The sequence below is a fragment of the Pseudomonas sp. BN414 genome (genome assembly GCF_029871275.1).
Classification (GTDB): domain Bacteria; phylum Pseudomonadota; class Gammaproteobacteria; order Pseudomonadales; family Pseudomonadaceae; genus Metapseudomonas; species Metapseudomonas resinovorans_C.
In genome coordinates this window covers 53,603-69,491 of record NZ_SSOL01000023.1, presented here as the reverse complement: position 1 = coordinate 69,491, position 15,889 = coordinate 53,603, and the positions used below count along the sequence as shown (strand labels likewise).

Annotated in this window: 17 protein-coding genes; 10 read left to right on the top strand and 7 right to left on the bottom strand. The window is 56.8% G+C overall.

What is annotated here, in order from left to right; translation table 11 throughout:
• From E8E95_RS02345 to E8E95_RS02330, 4 genes are all read right to left on the bottom strand, one after another.
• On the bottom strand, nucleotides 1-1,146 hold a 1,146-nt coding region (locus tag E8E95_RS02345; protein WP_179057997.1), incomplete at its 3' end, for an LLM class flavin-dependent oxidoreductase.
• Nucleotides 1,147-1,394: 248 nt separating this feature from the next.
• Nucleotides 1,395-1,997 carry a GTP cyclohydrolase II gene (ribA, locus tag E8E95_RS02340; protein WP_280282373.1) on the bottom strand — a complete coding sequence of 201 codons (603 nt, stop codon included), beginning with the start codon at nucleotides 1,995-1,997 and terminating at the stop codon, nucleotides 1,395-1,397.
• Nucleotides 1,998-2,121: 124 nt separating this feature from the next.
• On the bottom strand, nucleotides 2,122-3,225 hold the full coding sequence (ribBA, locus tag E8E95_RS02335) for a bifunctional 3,4-dihydroxy-2-butanone-4-phosphate synthase/GTP cyclohydrolase II (RefSeq protein WP_280282372.1): 1,104 nt from the start codon (nucleotides 3,223-3,225) through the stop codon (nucleotides 2,122-2,124).
• A gap of 40 nt (nucleotides 3,226-3,265) precedes the next feature.
• Nucleotides 3,266-3,841, bottom strand: coding sequence for a nuclear transport factor 2 family protein (locus E8E95_RS02330; RefSeq protein ID WP_280282371.1), 576 nt, complete (start codon nucleotides 3,839-3,841; stop codon nucleotides 3,266-3,268).
• 202 nt (nucleotides 3,842-4,043) lie between these two features.
• On the opposite strand from E8E95_RS02330, the gene E8E95_RS02325 reads away from it, so the two are divergent.
• Nucleotides 4,044-5,042, top strand: a complete 999-nt coding sequence (locus tag E8E95_RS02325) for an NADPH:quinone oxidoreductase family protein (protein ID WP_280282370.1) — start codon at nucleotides 4,044-4,046, stop codon at nucleotides 5,040-5,042.
• 11 nt (nucleotides 5,043-5,053) lie between these two features.
• Here the strand turns inward: E8E95_RS02325 and E8E95_RS02320 are convergent, their stop codons facing one another.
• Complete coding sequence (locus tag E8E95_RS02320; protein ID WP_280282369.1) at nucleotides 5,054-5,575, bottom strand: nuclear transport factor 2 family protein; 522 nt, start codon at nucleotides 5,573-5,575, stop codon at nucleotides 5,054-5,056.
• A 253-nt stretch (nucleotides 5,576-5,828) separates the two neighbouring features.
• Between E8E95_RS02320 and E8E95_RS02315 the strand changes: the two genes are divergently transcribed.
• The 5 genes from E8E95_RS02315 (at nucleotide 5,829) to E8E95_RS02295 (ending at nucleotide 9,132) form a co-directional block, all read left to right on the top strand.
• Nucleotides 5,829-6,245, top strand: coding sequence for a nuclear transport factor 2 family protein (locus tag E8E95_RS02315; RefSeq protein WP_280282368.1), 417 nt, complete (start codon nucleotides 5,829-5,831; stop codon nucleotides 6,243-6,245).
• 63 nt (nucleotides 6,246-6,308) lie between these two features.
• The gene (locus E8E95_RS02310) at nucleotides 6,309-7,055 is read left to right on the top strand and encodes a glucose 1-dehydrogenase (RefSeq protein ID WP_280347807.1); all 747 of its coding nucleotides are present in this window, start codon (nucleotides 6,309-6,311) and stop codon (nucleotides 7,053-7,055) included.
• Nucleotides 7,056-7,275: 220 nt separating this feature from the next.
• Nucleotides 7,276-8,112 carry an alpha/beta hydrolase gene (locus E8E95_RS02305; RefSeq protein WP_280282366.1) on the top strand — a complete coding sequence of 279 codons (837 nt, stop codon included), beginning with the start codon at nucleotides 7,276-7,278 and terminating at the stop codon, nucleotides 8,110-8,112.
• Between the two features lie 215 nt (nucleotides 8,113-8,327).
• A complete protein-coding gene (locus tag E8E95_RS02300) occupies nucleotides 8,328-8,609 on the top strand; it encodes a transposase (protein WP_280282365.1) in 282 nt (93 codons plus the stop codon).
• Between the two features lie 199 nt (nucleotides 8,610-8,808).
• Nucleotides 8,809-9,132 (top strand): hypothetical protein, encoded by a 324-nt coding sequence (locus tag E8E95_RS02295; protein ID WP_280347805.1) that lies wholly within the window; start codon nucleotides 8,809-8,811, stop codon nucleotides 9,130-9,132.
• A gap of 484 nt (nucleotides 9,133-9,616) precedes the next feature.
• Here E8E95_RS02295 and E8E95_RS02290 read toward each other — a convergent pair whose 3' ends face one another.
• Nucleotides 9,617-10,228: a TetR/AcrR family transcriptional regulator gene (locus E8E95_RS02290; RefSeq protein WP_280282363.1), complete on the bottom strand. Its 612-nt coding sequence runs from the start codon at nucleotides 10,226-10,228 to the stop codon at nucleotides 9,617-9,619.
• Between the two features lie 279 nt (nucleotides 10,229-10,507).
• Between E8E95_RS02290 and camD the strand changes: the two genes are divergently transcribed.
• The 4 genes from camD (at nucleotide 10,508) to E8E95_RS02270 (ending at nucleotide 14,542) form a co-directional block, all read left to right on the top strand.
• Complete coding sequence (camD, locus tag E8E95_RS02285) at nucleotides 10,508-11,593, top strand: 5-exo-hydroxycamphor dehydrogenase (RefSeq protein WP_280282362.1); 1,086 nt, start codon at nucleotides 10,508-10,510, stop codon at nucleotides 11,591-11,593.
• A gap of 25 nt (nucleotides 11,594-11,618) precedes the next feature.
• Nucleotides 11,619-12,866 (top strand): cytochrome P450, encoded by a 1,248-nt coding sequence (locus E8E95_RS02280; RefSeq protein ID WP_280347803.1) that lies wholly within the window; start codon nucleotides 11,619-11,621, stop codon nucleotides 12,864-12,866.
• A 19-nt stretch (nucleotides 12,867-12,885) separates the two neighbouring features.
• Nucleotides 12,886-14,154 carry an FAD-dependent oxidoreductase gene (locus E8E95_RS02275; protein WP_280282360.1) on the top strand — a complete coding sequence of 423 codons (1,269 nt, stop codon included), beginning with the start codon at nucleotides 12,886-12,888 and terminating at the stop codon, nucleotides 14,152-14,154.
• 64 nt (nucleotides 14,155-14,218) lie between these two features.
• Nucleotides 14,219-14,542, top strand: a complete 324-nt coding sequence (locus E8E95_RS02270; RefSeq protein ID WP_280282359.1) for a 2Fe-2S iron-sulfur cluster-binding protein — start codon at nucleotides 14,219-14,221, stop codon at nucleotides 14,540-14,542.
• Nucleotides 14,543-15,041: 499 nt separating this feature from the next.
• On the opposite strand, the gene E8E95_RS02265 is transcribed toward E8E95_RS02270, so the two are convergent.
• Entirely contained in the window at nucleotides 15,042-15,608 is a 567-nt protein-coding gene (locus E8E95_RS02265; RefSeq protein WP_280282358.1) for a TetR/AcrR family transcriptional regulator, read from the bottom strand.
• Between the last annotated feature and the right edge of the window lie 281 nt (nucleotides 15,609-15,889).

The window sequence follows — 15,889 nt, the reverse complement described above, 5'->3', positions numbered from 1 at the left end:
CGTGCCTTCGGCATCCTTGGTCGCGAAGCGAGGAGCCACCAGGCTGGCAAACTTTTCCAGTTCCTCGTTGTTCTGCTCCGGGTCCAGGTGACCCTGACCGAACATCAGGAACAGCTCGTTGAAGCCCAGGCGGTCGTGGGCGCGGCCGATCTGATCGGCGATCTCGTCAGCCGAGCCGATCAGCACGTTCGGCATTTTCTGGCCGAACGGGATGAACCACTTGTCCCAGAACCACTTGTGCTCGGCCATCAACTGCTTGGCCTTGTCCTTGTCATCGGTCAGCATCAGGAAACCACCCCAGGCAGCAACATCCTCACGGGCAACCTCCCGCTCGTGCTGGCGTGCGGTATCGGCATAGCGGGTCCACAGGGCATCACAGAAGTCCAGGTCGGAAGCCAGCACGATTGGCTTGCCGCCTTCCCGGGCCCACATGTCGACGGTGCGCATGCTGCCGGCAAAGCCGCCGTAAATTTTCGGGTGGGGACTCTGGTAGCACTTCGGCGCAATGCCGATCTGGCGCACGATGCCATCTGCATCCATGCCCTTGCCCATGCTGGCATAGGCCGGGTGACCGGCAGAGCCGCCATTTGGCGGAAACTCCCAGTGTTTGCCCTTGTGGCTGAACACGTCGTTGGCCCAGGCCTTCTTGATGACCTGCAGCGATTCCTCGAAGACTTCGCGGTTCAGCGCATCTTGCTCGTCGCGGGCCTTGGCGTTGTCCGGCGTAGTGGCGCTGACACCCGGACGCGCAGCATAGGAGTCGACCCAGCGCGCATGGTAGCCACGGGTGAAACCAACCATCAGGCGCCCTTGGAGCATGTGGTCAAGGGTGGCGATTTCTTCAGCGATACGCACCGGGTTATGGGTCGGCAGGGTGTACCCCATGATGCCGGCCTTCATCCGCTTGGAATGCAGGCCCACATAGAGACTGAACATGCCGGGATGGTTGTTGATCTCAAAACCTTCGATCTGCAGGTGATGCTCAGGCTGGCAATAGCCTGCATAACCAAGCTCATCCGCCAGACGAACGTAATCACGCACTTCGGATAGAAAGCGCTGATACAACTCAGGACGCTGCCCAGCCATACCCGCTTCCAGCTCATAACGACGACCGATCACACCTGTTTGCATCAAATGAAACTTCATTGCGTCCCCTCCTGTTCGTTGTGTTATCAAAACTAATCAGCTTCGCTCCGTTTGTCAACACATATGTTGATAGGCTGAACGGAGCAATGAGCGGCAAGCTGAGCCGCCAGCCACGAATCAATAACTCATTGATTTAAATCAAAAAACCCTGGTATCGACGCGACGGACCCGAAGCGGCATAGCGCCCACTTCGAGTCGGCGTGAGCCGCAGGCGCGCGCGGGTCAACCGTTGAAAATAGGATGCGGGATCACTTCAATTTGAGATGGGAGAGCATATGCCCCAACTTGGTTGCCTTGGTTTGCAGGTAATGTGCATTGCAGGGCGTCAGTTCTGACTGCAACTTGACCCTCTCAACAATGTTGATGCCGTCACGCCTCAGGGCCTCCACCTTCCGCGGGTTGTTCGTCATCAGGCGCACAAACTCAATGCCAAAATGACCGAGCATCTGTGCACCAATCAGGTAATTGCGCATGTCAGCTCCGAATCCCAGTTGCTCATTAGCCTCGACAGTGTCTGCCCCCTGATCCTGGAGTTCGTAGGCCCGTAGCTTGTTGATCAAACCAATGCCTCGCCCCTCTTGGCGCAGGTAGAGCAAAATGCCTCGCCCTTCCTCGGCAATCAGTTTCAGCGCGATATTTAACTGCGATCCACAATCGCAGCGCTGACTGAACAGTGCATCTCCGGTCAGACACTCGGAATGCACCCGACACAGGACAGGCTCACCTGAACAGACATCACCCAGTGTAAGGGCAACATGCTCCTTGCCGGTCTCGAGGTCTTCAAACCCGTGAATATCAAAGGTCGCAAAGGGCGTTGGCAGATGCGTGGATACCGCATATTTCAAACTCATATCCTGCTCTCGATCTGTTCAGACATGACCAACGCACAACTTCTTGCACAGCACGACACACATACACCAGCTCGGATTAAATGCTAATTGTTTGAGTCCGGGAACCCAGAACATACGCGAAGAATCAGCGGTAGACGACGTACTCCGAGACCTGCAAGTTGAACCCGGATATCCCGTGATACTTTGCCGGCGACGCCATGAGCCGCATATCCCCCAAGCCGAGATCACGGAGTATCTGCGACCCAACACCAATCATCAGAGGATCACCATCTGCCGATGCTCTAGGCACTTTGGACATGCTACTCAGGGCATCTATCTTGTGTTTCATGTCTGAGGAAGATTCTGCGCCTGCAAGAAGTACCAACACGCCCTTTTTCTCCGCCGCAATTCGCGCAAGGCAGCGCTGGATATTCCAGCCACTACTGCCAGGAATCTGAATGCCGAGCAAATCGCGGAGGCAAACCGACTGCTGCACGCGAACTAGCGTAGCCGAGCCATCCAGTTCGCCCTGGGTCAGAGCCAGGTGGATATCTCCGTTAATACAGTCGCGATAGGAATGCATCATGAATTGACCATGATCGGTCATCACTGACTGCTTATACAGCCGCTCAATGGTCGCTTCATTGACAGCCCGATAATGGATTAGATCGGCAATGGTGCCGATCCTGAGCCCATGCTCCTTGGCAAATTCGATCAATTCAGGCAGGCGCGCCATTGAGCCGTCTTCGTTCATCACTTCACAGATCACCCCGGTTTCATTAAGGCCGGCCAGTCTGGCGAGATCGCAGGAAGCTTCTGTATGCCCAGCGCGAACCAACACACCACCCGGCTCGGCGATCAGTGGGAAAATATGCCCCGGCTGGACAATGTCCTCCGCCCTCGCAGAGTGTGCCGCTGCGGCCTGTACCGTCAGAGCCCGATCCGCGGCGGAGATCCCGGTACTAACCCCCCTTGCCGCCTCAATCGAGGCGGTGAACTTGGTGCCGAACCCTGACCCGTTGTGTTCGACCATCAGCCTCAGCCCCAAGCGTTCGGCCTGGGACTTGCTCATTGGCATGCAAATCAGGCCGCGAGCAAAGCGAGCCATGAAGTTGATGTGCTCAGCCTTCACATGCTGAGCGGCCATGACGAGGTCGCCCTCGTTTTCGCGATCCTCATCGTCAATCAATACGACCATTTTACCGAGGCGGATGTCTTCGATAATGTCTTCAATCTTGTCTAACTGCATAGCTGCACCCTTAATGGCCGTTTGATGGGATTCCCCTTAGCTACAGGTTTTCCCGGCGCGCCGGCAGATCGGCCGCCTGCGGCTCGCCACCCGGCCACCGGACCCGCAGATCTGCGGTGAGTGAGGTCGCAACCTGCTCCCAAGGCCCCATATGTACTGCCAGCATTTCCCTTTTCGAAAAATGCCATTTGCCGTGCAGACGTTGGTATTTGTCGTAATAACGCACGGCCCCAAACAGGCTTTGGCCAGCCATGGCAATTTCGAGATGCGCGCCAACCACTCCCGTTGCGGTGTCATCACCGGTGAAAGTGATCAGGCTATAGTGAGGCGTGTGGATAGTGATGCCCATGTTCGCTCTGGCACTTCGCAGGAAAGCCATGATCGCGGCCCGATCAGTACCGCCGGCGAACCCGCCGGCATGGAATTCTGCTCCAGGCGCAAAGAGCGCCTCCAGGGTAGCGAAGTCATCATCGTCTGTGGCAACGAAGTAGCGGACGGCCAAATCCTGTAGCTCGGCGCGGTCTTCCAGCGCTTTTAGCCTGCGTTCGATATCTGACATATGAATACCCTCTTTCTTGTTTTGAACCATCGTGCGGCCTTTGTCGAAATTAGTCAACACAAGAGTTGATTTGCTCTGTCATCGACCGCCCCCGACTCGATTTCCGGGTAACCGTCCGCGGCCGCCAGCAAGCGACATCGGGGCGAATCATTTCCAGTCTCTGGTTGCAGATCCACGGCAACCAAATCAACAATACAGTTGACTGAAAAGCCTTGCCGGCCCAGATTCGGCGCAGACCATCAACACTAGGAGTGCTTACATGCGGGCAATTATTTGCAGCGAATACGGCCCTGCAGAGGCGCTGACCCAAGGCGAAATGGGCAGCCCGACCATCGGAACCGACGACATTCGCATCAGGGTCTATGGGGCAGCAGTCAATTTCCCAGACAATCTGATCATCCAGGGAAAGTATCAAGCCAAGCCGCCGATGCCCTTTGCCCCAGGCTTTGAGATCGCAGGCGAGGTGATTGAGGTCGGCGCCAATGTCAATGCATTACACCCTGGTGACCGCGTCATGGCTCTGACCCGAGATGGCTACGGCGGATTCGCCGAAGAGGCCGTGGCCCGCGCCGAACTGGCGGTTCCGGTGCCGGAGGGCATGGATTGTGTAACCGCATCAGGCTTTTATTCCTCATACGGCACCAGTTACTACGCTCTGGTTCGCCGCGGCCGGATTCAGGCAAATGAGACTCTCGTTGTGCTCGGCGCCGCGGGCGGCGTGGGCCTTGCCAGTATTGAAATTGCCAAGGCGCTCGGTGCAACAGTCATTGCTGTTGCCAGCTCCAAACACAAGCTGGAAGCTGCCAAGGCACACGGCGCCGACCACCTAATCGATTACAGCAACGAAGACCTGAAGAAGCGGGTACTAGAGCTGACCGACGGCCGAGGGGCGGATATGTGCATGGATACGGTGGGCGGCGAAGCCTTCAATAGCATGTCACGCTGCATGAGCCACGGTGGCAGGCTATTGATTGTCGGCTTCGCCAGCGGACAGATTCCGCAGATACCGGCCAACCTGCTGCTGCTGAAGAACATTCAGGTGGCCGGCATCTTCTGGTGGCCCGCCGTACAACTCGATCCGGCGCAACACCACGCCAGTTTCAGGCACCTGTCGGAGCTTTACAGGGCGGGAAGTCTGAGGCCGCTTATTTCGCGGACGTACCCGCTAGAAAGGACACCGGATGCCCTAAAAATGGCGCTGTCCCGCAATCTGATTGGCAAACTGGTTATCACGCCGACCACCGAACCAGGTAACTAGATCCCCCCAACTCAGCGGGGGGGCTCTGTCGCCATAAGCCTGTATACCGGATCAACCGGGAAGCGATCACCGCGCGTAAATCCATCGAGAGGAATCGGTGCCTCTGCTTCGACCCAGGCTTCCACCTTGTGCCAATCCAACACCACCGTGCGCTCATCAATCTTCCATTCGCCATTGCGCCGGGAGAGACGATCCAGATAACGGGCACCCATTACATCGGCCATCCGTGGACTACCGATTCGCACAAGAGTCGCCATGACCTGCGACTCCGATCGTGCGGAATCTCCATCAACCTCAATCAGCACGTTGGTGATCGAGTGTGTAGTCGCCACGTTAGCGGAGGTTAGGCGTGCGGGTAAAAAACGAGCAAAGTCGCTACCAGCCCCCCGCCAGTAACCATGATCATCGTAGGCGTCGTCATGGTAGACAGAACGGATCAACTCCTCGTCGCAGCGATCCGCACCGCGGCAATAACGGATCAGCACCTCATAGATCGCCTGCTTGTCCAGCAGTACCTGCATGTCTTTGGTCATTACTCTGCCCTTGATGTTGTTATCGCGATCCCGGCCATGGGCCAGGGGTTAAATCGACTCGAACTGGATACAACGGACACGTTCCGTTAGGTCATACAGTGATTCATTCATCGAGCAAATATCAACACATTTGTTGACTTGCAGGGAACAAGAATGCTACTGATGGCCATGGAACAGATGGTGGGGCAAGCCGGGCTGCGCGAGACGCGCTGACAACGATCGGATCCGACAATCCAAGTCACAGGAGTCCAGGATGAACACAGCCAACAACCTACTTGAAGGCAACAAGGAAGTGGTGCGCCATTTCTTGAGCGTTTTCTCCACCGGTGATGTGGCCGGTATTGTCAGCTGCCTGGACGATGACTGTATCTGGTGGATATCCGGCAACGTACCCGGCATTTCTGGCAGCTACAGCAAACTTCAGATGGGAGAACTGCTCGCTGGCGTCGTCAACGTCTACAAGCAAGGCGCTTTGCCGATCACTTCCGGCAGCATGACTGCCGAAGGCAAACGTGTCGCGGTGGAAGCAGAGTCGTGCTCGGAGCTGAAAAACGGACGGGTGTTCAAGAACACCTATCACTTTCTGTTCGAGGTGGATGGTAAGCGCATCACCAATATCCGGGAATACAGTGACACTCTGCACATGTACGAAACCTTCATCGCCGAGTAGATCACACCAGCTTGGCGGGGCGCGGCTGCCCTGCCCAACACAAAACAACAAGAGGACAACAGCGTGGGTCGACTAACAGGCAAAGTGGCGTTGATTACCGGGGCCGCTAGGGGCATGGGCGAGTCCCATGCCAGATGTTTCGTTGCGGAAGGTGCCAAGGTGGTGTTGACCGATCTGTCAGAACAAGCCGGCCAGGCACTGGCTAAGGAGCTTGGCAGTAACGCGTTGTTCTTGAAGCACGACGTCACCTGCGTCAACTCCTGGGCAGAGGTGATGGCCGAGGCCGAATCCGCGTTTGGCCCCCCCACTGTGCTGGTCAACAATGCCGGCATACTTGGCCCGGTAGCCAACACCCTGGCCCTCAGCGAAGCGGATTACCTGAAGGTTTGCAGCATCAACCAGCACTCGGTGTTTCTGGGTATGCGGGCCGTTCTGCCGTCCATGCTCAAGGCCGGCATCGGTTCGATTGTGAACATTTCGTCGATTGCCGGCATGGCCGCAAACTATGGCTTCCCAAACCTGGCCTATGTGGCCAGCAAGTTCGCGGTACGTGGCATGACCAAAGCGACAGCAATTGAATACGGCCCGAAAAACATCCGCGTTAACTCGGTACACCCCGGCTTCATTCAGACGCCGATGATGGTGGAGGCAACCGATGAGAACGGTGGAGATGCGCTGAGCCTGATTCCGTTGGGCCGTATCGCCGACCCCAAAGAGGTCTCCAACCTGGTGCTGTTCCTTGCATCGGACGAGTCCTCCTACATCACAGGCAGTGAACACCTGATTGACGCGGGGATGCTGGCTCAGTAAGTCGCCCGTTATTGCTGAACGAAGATACTTTCACAGCAGCCGTGCTGAGATTTTCTTTGCCAAGCTCGAGACGTCAACAGCCCCTCGCGGGGTACCGACTCGAGCGCGGCGAAGGGTCGTAGCCACGTGACTAGGTCGATGGCTGGCCAGCTGATTGCCCACGCCACCTCCGTCATTGAGCTGCCAGACCTTCGGCTGATTACAAGCGTTGAGACGAAAAATGCGCAAGATGTTATTCAAGGGCGCCGCGGGCATCAGCCTGGCGGCCGATGTCGGCGGCGACCCCGATCGTCAGCCCATCGTGCTGCTGCACGGCGGCGGACAGACTCGTAACTCGTGGAAAAACACGGCGCAGCGCATGGTCGATCGCGGCTATCACACCGTGTCGTTGGACTTGCGCGGCCATGGTGACAGTGGCTGGTCGCACGACCAGGACTACAGCCTGGATGTCTTCGTTGCTGACTTGCATGAGGTTCTGGAGACCCTGCGCCGGCCACCGGTGCTGGTCGGAGCCTCGCTTGGTGGGCTGACTTCACTGCTAGCCATCGGCGAGGCCCGTCAGCCTGCCCAGGGCCTGGTGCTGGTGGACGTGGTGCCGCGGATCGAGGCCGAAGGAGCAGCGGAGATCCTCCAGTTCATGCAGGCTGCCCCGAATGGCTTCACTAGCCTGCAAGAAGCAGCCGATGCGGTTGCAGCCTACCTTCCCCATCGGCAGCGGCCGACCGACTTTGGAGGGCTCAAGCGTAACCTGCGCCTAGGCGCCGATGGCCGCTACCGCTGGCACTACGATCCGGCGTTCACCGCCCCAGACAACCAACGCTCCCGGCACCCCGAGCGTCTAGAAGCTGCTGCATCAAGGGTGGACATACCTACGCTTCTTATCCGTGGCGGTGCCAGCCGGCTGGTCAGTGAAAAAGGGGTAAATCAGCTTCTTGCGCTGATTCCGCACGCTCGGCTGGCCAATGTGGCCGGCGCCGAACATATGGTCGCCGGCGACAGCAACGACGCGTTCAACGATGCCTTGTTCGACTTTCTGAACAGCTCGGTGGAAGCTTAGGGACTATCCGTACTTGATGTTGAAGGTAGGTGCAGCCATTTGAAATCGCGTTGATTTCTACGGCCAAACGGTAGAAGGCAAGGAAGCTATGCTCATGCCTTTCGCAGCGGCTATTGACGCTTCGCATGGGTAGTTAGGGAAACTCACAGACTGAATCATCCCGGGCTGAGTGGGCACTGACTTAAGGTGAATAATGCCCACCACTCGGAGTGTTCATGCCCCAGACCAGACGACGTTTTCCCAACTCTTTCAAACGCGAGGCGATAGACCACGTACTTTGCGGGATGTCGCTTCGTCATGTAGCCCAGGCATTGGGTATTGCTGAAAGCCTGCTAGGCAAATGGAAGAGCCACTACGAACAGCAAGGTGGCGATGCCTTCCTGGGCAACGGCAAGCATCGTGTTGAGAGTGCTGAACTTCTCCGCCTGCGCCAGCAATTGGCCCAGGCCACCATGGTGCGCGAAGTGTTAAAAAACCACCTTCCCGGCACTCCGTAGCCCATTGGATTAGAAGCACGCCCACTACGGTGACTCCACAGGACCGTGGTCGTCTGCTTTCTGGGAGGCTGAGCCCCCGTCAAAATACCTGCCCCAGAGGAAGCTGCAGACCCGCGAGTGGTAGAGCGTTTCGTGACCCCGTTTAGGAAGGTGATCTGATCCGAGCCACCTCCGGAATTTTCGGTGTGGGCGGGTGCACGTGATAAAGCTCATATCAGCGCGCTGCCTGGCGGTCATTCATGATCGCGCAACCGGTACTGATCTTGGCTCGCGGTTTCATGTGGTCGCAAACCTCACTGAACTCACCGAAGTGTCGGTACAAACTATCAGCCCTTCACTGCTGATGTGGACCTGGTTGGCCCAGCTTTGGGACACCACGGTGGCGATGGAGTTGGCCGGCGTATATTGGATTCCGGGCTACGAGATTCTAGCCCGCAGTCGCCACTACCTGCCGATTGCCCCGAATCATCTGGACGCCAGTTCGCCCCGGATCGCACCAACCGGCATTGAGTCTCGAACATGACCTACGTGCGGACAGCCCAAGGAGGCTATATCTGGCGTTGGTCGTGTGCAGTCGTCGATTGGGCGATGCTTCACCGTATGCATCAGCCCCGTACACACTGCGCTGGAGATAGCCCTTGCACGACGCCAGCGACAGGCGGAGGTGCTGCTGCATTCGGCAGCGGCAGCCAATACTGCGCCTACGACTACCAGGCTTTGCCTGGACGACATCGAATCGTGCCCAGCCATTCACACTCGGGGAACTGCCGGCACACTCGGTGAGAGAGCGTTTCTTCCGCTCGCTGAAAGTCGAGGGGAATACTTGATGCGCTATGCCAGCTGCCAGGAGGCAAAGCCCGATCTGTTCTACGACACAATCACCGTCGCCGCAACTCGACACGGGGCTATCTCCGTCTGATGGAGTTTGAGCGGCACTCTGCGAGCAGTAGCTCTCAACTACCTGTCCACTAGCTCCTGGACACACCACATGTCGGGAATAGGCCTACCTATTCATCTTCGATATTGAAGAGTGCCGCCAGAGTGATATCGAGCTTGGCCTTCTGCAAGGCCAAGTCTTGTGCCCCCCCAGCCCCTTCCAGACTGACCGCGTAGGTCAGTGCGCCCAATGCCCCCATCCACAGCAGCTGCGCCGTGTCCTTGGGTGAATACTTTAACTGCCCCTGCGTATGGAAATGGGATAGATCCTCAGCGACCCCTCGCAGGGTATCAGCGACCAGGCTCGGAGGCTCTCCCGCCATGATCTGCTGAATCACAATGCGACACATATTCGGCTCTGAGTAGGCAAACTGCAGGAACGTTGCCCATCCATCGCGTATCCCCTTGAGCGGCCCCTTCTCTTCGATACCGTCGTGATAGGCCTTGGCAACCTGCAGGTAGGTCACGTCAATCGCAGCCTTGTGCAGTCCATGCAGATCACCGTAGTGGTGATACAACGTTGGCGGCGTTACGCCTACCTCCGCACAGATCGCCCGCATGGTTGCACCCTCGCGTCCCTTGGTACTTAACAGGTGCACGGCTGCACGCAGCAAGTCCTGCTTGATATCGCCATTGCTGGAGTCGATACGACCTTTTTTTTCCAGAGGCTGGGCTGTTGTCAATGTAAGTCCTCACTGCCGTGTTCGATCCAGGGCGACCCAAGCCACACGGCTACTCAACGCCCCGGCGGGAAGCCGGTCCGCACAATACCAGCATGATTCACAAGTCAAAACCGTCACCCAACACGCGTGTTGAATATTTTTCACCGCGCATGTTGACCATCAACGCAATCGTCCATATATTCAGTATATCACCGATATACAGCTCAACCTGACCATTTGAGCACAGCGGGAAGGCTTCGCTGGCCCAGCCCCAAAGCACAACAAGAACGAGGTGTAAGAATGCAATATGCAAGAGCAGCTGTGATGGTCGAACAAAATCGGGTCGAGACCTGGAACGTCCCGGTTTTTGATCCTGCACCAGGCGGAGCCCTGGTACGCGTGGTCCTTGGTGGCGTGTGCGGCAGCGATGTGCACATCGTCTCCGGAGAAGCGGGCACTATGCCCTTCCCGATCATTCTCGGCCACGAGGGTGTGGGGCGCATCGAAAAACTCGGGGCCGGCGTCACCACGGACTATGCAGGAGTCCCGGTTAAGCAGGGTGACATGGTGTATTGGGCCCCCATCGCACTGTGCCATCGCTGCCATAGTTGCACCGTTCTGGATGAAACCCCCTGCGACAACTCAACCTTTTTTGAGCATGCGGACAAGCCCAACTGGGGCAGTTATGCAGACTTTGCCTGCCTACCCAACGGCATGGCCTTCTACCGTCTGCCCGATCACGCCCAACCGGAAGCATTGGCCGCACTCGGCTGCGCCTTGCCAACCGTGCTGCGCGGCTATGACCGCTGCGGCCCCGTGGGCCTGGACGATACTGTGGTTGTTCAGGGTGCCGGCCCGGTCGGACTCGCTGCTGTGTTGGTTGCTGCGGCATCTGGTGCCAAGGAAATCATTGCCATCGACCATTCCCCGGTTCGCCTGGAAATGGCACGCAGCCTCGGCGCGACTGAGACCATCTCGCTCAAGGACACCACCCCGGAAGACCGGCTACGCATCGTCGCCGAACGGTTCGGCAAGCGAGGCGCCAGCCTGGTCGTGGAAGCCGCCGGCGCCTTACCGGCCTTCCCTGAAGGCGTGAACCTGACCGGCAACCACGGCCGCTACGTCATTCTCGGCCTGTGGGGCGCGATTGGTACTCAGCCCATCGCTCCCCGCGATCTGACCATCAGGAACATGACGATTGCCGGAGCGACCTTCCCCAAACCCAAGCATTACTACCAGGCCATGCAGCTTGCGGCGCGACTGCAGGACCGCTTCCCGCTGGCCGACCTAATCACGCAGCGCTTTTCCATCAATGATGCCAACAAGGCGCTTGAGCTGGTCAAGACAGGTGCACTGATTAAGCCCGTGATCGATCCGACCCTCTAACCGCCCCTGTTTCTGGAGAACAACAATGAGTACTGAAATCGTACAGAACAATGCCAGTCTTGCGCCCCTGCCACCCCACGTACCTGAGCACCTGGTCTTTGACTTCGACATGTACAACCCGCCGAACATATCGGAAGGCGTGCAGAAAGCCTGGGCAACCCTTCAGGGACCGAATGTACCGGATCTAATTTGGACGCGCTGCAACGGTGGGCACTGGATTGCTACTCGGGGACAATTGATACGCGAAGCCTTTGAAGACTCCGCTAATTTTTCCAGCGAGTGCCCGTTCATTCCCCGCGAAGCGGGCGATGCCTACGATTTCATTCCCACGTCAATGGATCCGCCGCAGCAGCGCCAATTTCGTGCACTGGCCAACCAGGTGGTCGGCATGCCCGTGGTGGATAAGTTGGAAAGCCAGATTCAGGAGCTGGCCTGCTCACTAATCGAAAACATCCGTCTTCAGGGTCACTGCAACTTTACCGAAGATTTTGCCGAACCCTTCCCGATTCGCATCTTCATGCTGCTCGCAGACCTGCCGGACAAGGACATCCCGCACTTGAAATACCTCACGGACCAGATGACCCGCCCGGATGGCAGCATGACCTTCGCAGAGGCCCGGGACGGGCTCTACGAATACCTGATACCGATCATCGAGCAGCGCAGACAGAAGCCGGGAACCGACGCCATCAGCATCGTTGCCAACGGCCAGGTCAATGGGCGGTTGATCACCCCTGACGAGGCCAAGAGAATGTGTGGTCTCCTGCTGGTTGGTGGCTTGGATACCGTAGTCAACTTCCTCAGCTTCAGCATGGAGTTTCTCGCCAAGAGCCCGGAGCACCGCAAAGAGCTGATTGATCATCCAGAGCGCATTCCCGCTGCCACCGAGGAACTGCTCCGCCGCTTTTCGCTGGTTGCTGATGGCCGCATTCTCAAGTCCGACCTTGAGTTCCATGGCGTGCAACTGAAGAAGGGCGACCAGATTCTCTTGCCGCAGATGCTCACCGGCCTGGACGAGCGTGAAAACGCCTGCCCGATGCACGTCGACTTCAGCCGCCAGAAGGTATCGCATACGACCTTTGGTCACGGCAGTCATTTGTGCCTTGGCCAGCATCTTGCCCGCCGCGAAATCGTCACCACCTTAAGGGAATGGCTAGCCCGGATTCCTGACTTTGCCATTGCCCCGGGCGCCCAGGTGCGCCACCAGAGTGGCATTGTCAGCGGCGTGCATGCACTACCGCTGGTCTGGGATCCAGCGACCACTATAGCGGTATAGACACGTGAGGGTGCGTGCAGTGAACGCAAACAAAAATCTGGTCATAGTAGGCGCAGGCCACGCTGGGGTTGAGGTTGCTTTTGGCCTGCGCGCCAACGGCTGGGAAGGCAATATCTTGCTGGTGGGGGATGCAGCAGTTATTCCCCATCATCTACCGCCCTTGTCCAAAGCCTATCTGGCTGGCAAGGCCCCACCGGAAAGCCTGTATCTGAGAGCCCCAGATGCCTACGCGGCGCAGAACATCCAATTGCTCAGTGGCACACAGGTAACAGCAATCAACCGCGACCGACGGCAGGTCAGCCTATCGGATGGCCAAGTACTGGACTACGAGCGGTTGGTGTTGGCTACCGGCGGACGCCCGAGGCTGCTACCGGTCGCAAGTGGCGCAGCTGGCAAGGCGGCCAACTTTCGATACCTGCGCACACTTGAGGATGCCGAGTGCATCCGCCAACAGCTGACTCCCGGCAATCGCCTGGTGGTGATTGGCGGCGGCTATGTCGGCCTTGAGGTGGCTGCGACCGCCGTCAAGGCGAACATGCAAGTCACCCTGCTCGACACGACAGACCGTGTTCTCGCGCGAGTTACCGCTCCACCGGTTTCGGCGTTTTACGAACGCCTGCATCGTGACGCCGGCGTTGACATACGAACCGGCATGCAGGTGTGCGGGTTTGAAATGTCAACCGACCAGCAGAGAGTGACGGCCGTACTGTGTGAGGACGGCACGCGACTGGCAGCAGATCTGGTGGTTGCCGGGATTGGTCTGGTCCCGAACTGTGAGCTGGCCAGTGCGGCCGGGCTCCTGGTAGATAACGGTATCGTGATCAACGAGCAGATGCAGACCTCTGATCCCATGATCATGGCGATCGGCGACTGCGCGCGGTTTCACAGCCAGATCTATGGCCGCTGGGTACGTATCGAGTCGGTGCCCAATGCATTGGAGCAGGCGCGGAAAGTTGCCGCTATTGTCTGCGGCAAGCCAACGCGCAACGAGACTGCCCCGTGGTTCTGGTCCGACCAGTATGAAGTCGGGCTGAAAATGGTTGGGCTGTCCGAGGGATACGATCGGATCATTATCCGGGGCTCTTTGGAGCAGCCCGACTTCAGCGTTTTCTACCTGCAGGGGAACCGAGTGCTGGCGGTTGATACAGTGAACCGTCCGGTGGAATTCAACCTGTCAAAGCAGATCATCACAGATCGACTTCCGGTTGAACCAAACCTACTGAATGACGAAAGCGTGCCGCTGAAAGAAATAATTGCGATAGCCAACGCTGAATTGAATAGTGCCTGAAATTTTCCCGCTATCGGTACCCGCTATAGATCGCTGTTATTGACCAAAAAAGTGAGAATAAAAAATGTCTAAAGTAGTGTATGTGTCACATGATGGAACGCGCCGCGAACTGGATGTTGCCGACGGAGTAAATCTTATGCAGGCTGCAGTCTCCAATGGCATCTACGATATTGTCGGCGATTGCGGCGGCAGTGCCAGTTGCGCAACATGCCATGTGTATGTTGACAATACCTTCATGGACAAGGTGCCGACTCCCACCGAGCGGGAAACAGGAATGCTGAGTTGTGCTGCGGCCGAAGTGAAGCCGAACAGCAGACTTTGCTGCCAGATATTCATGACCTCTGACCTGGACGGTATTGTAGTGAACATACCAGACAAGCAATGGTGATTTGCAGTATTAACGAACAGCGAACAAAGCCTGCCGGACAGACTCTGTCCGGCAGCATTTCCAGATAAGCCCTGATTGCCGCAATTGCAAAGGGTTGCAAGGCCTTGACGTGAACCTTGCGACTGCGGTTCCCCGCCCCCCCACCTGAACACCAGCGCCTGCAAGGCAAAGGCTTTACTCGCTTCAATAAGATCCTATCCATTGTTTGCACGGCAGAGGCCGTCAAGGCGTGCGTTTCATGCTTGAAGGTATTTGCAAGGATGGACCATCAGAAACGTGCAACATAGATGAAAAGTTGCAAACGGGTGGCGCGAGAGTATAGTGCCGACACTGCGCACATAGAAATGTCATAATTTTTCGATGAAATGCTCTCCCTTACTGTCAAAACCACATAACAGTAGATCGAGATACCGACAAAGACATTTCATGAATTTAAGGTTGCCCCGACATCATGACCGGGCTCAGCTCTTGAACCAGGTCTCTTGATGCTGACGTCAGGTCAGGATTTCTGCATTCCAGTAAAAAATATATTGCAAAAAGCATCTGCCACTTCCTTGGCCGAAAACTTGCTTTTTGGGGTGTACCAGCGATACGTCCAGTTCAACATGCCGAAGATAGTGTTGGCTGCCAGGCTAGCGGGAATATCATCCCGGAAGCTACCCTCGGCCACGCCCTGCTTAATCAGAGCTAGCACCGCATGTTCGAAACCCTTGGTTTTTTCGAGCATTTCCTGCGCCCAAGGGGTTTTGGCATCGGCGATCTTGTGCATCTCCTCCTGAATATAGACATACATGTAAGGATAGCTATCGCTGTATGACTGCATCAGCAGTTGTACCAGTTGCCTGAGCTTTTCCCGGGTACCTATATCCTCGCGGGCGAGCATCTGCTCGATATTCTTGGCATTCTGCTCAACACCACCCTTAACCGCATCGCGGAAGAACTCCTCCTTGTTGCCGACGTAATAATAGACGCTGGCCCGATCCATACCAGCATAATTGGCGATGTCGTTGAGAGTAGTTGTCTGATATCCCTTTTCCTTGAAAAGATCAGCAGCAAGACGGATCAACTCATCTCTCTTGGCTTTGTACTTGACTCCCCCGTCATTCAAAGCAGTCTTTCGACGTCGGGATATATTGCTACTAGGAGGTGGCGAATTGGCCATGCTGCAGGTTCTTCCTTAAGTCAAATGTAGTGACCCAGTTTTTGATCACTTTTCAAGCGATGCTAACGGTTATCAACGCGTGCGTAAAGAAGAAGATATTGCGTCCTGACTGCTGCAACCTCACGCTGCGGCACCTGAACAATCTACAGCCGGCACGCACCAGCTTCAAACCTGGCGCGTGCCGG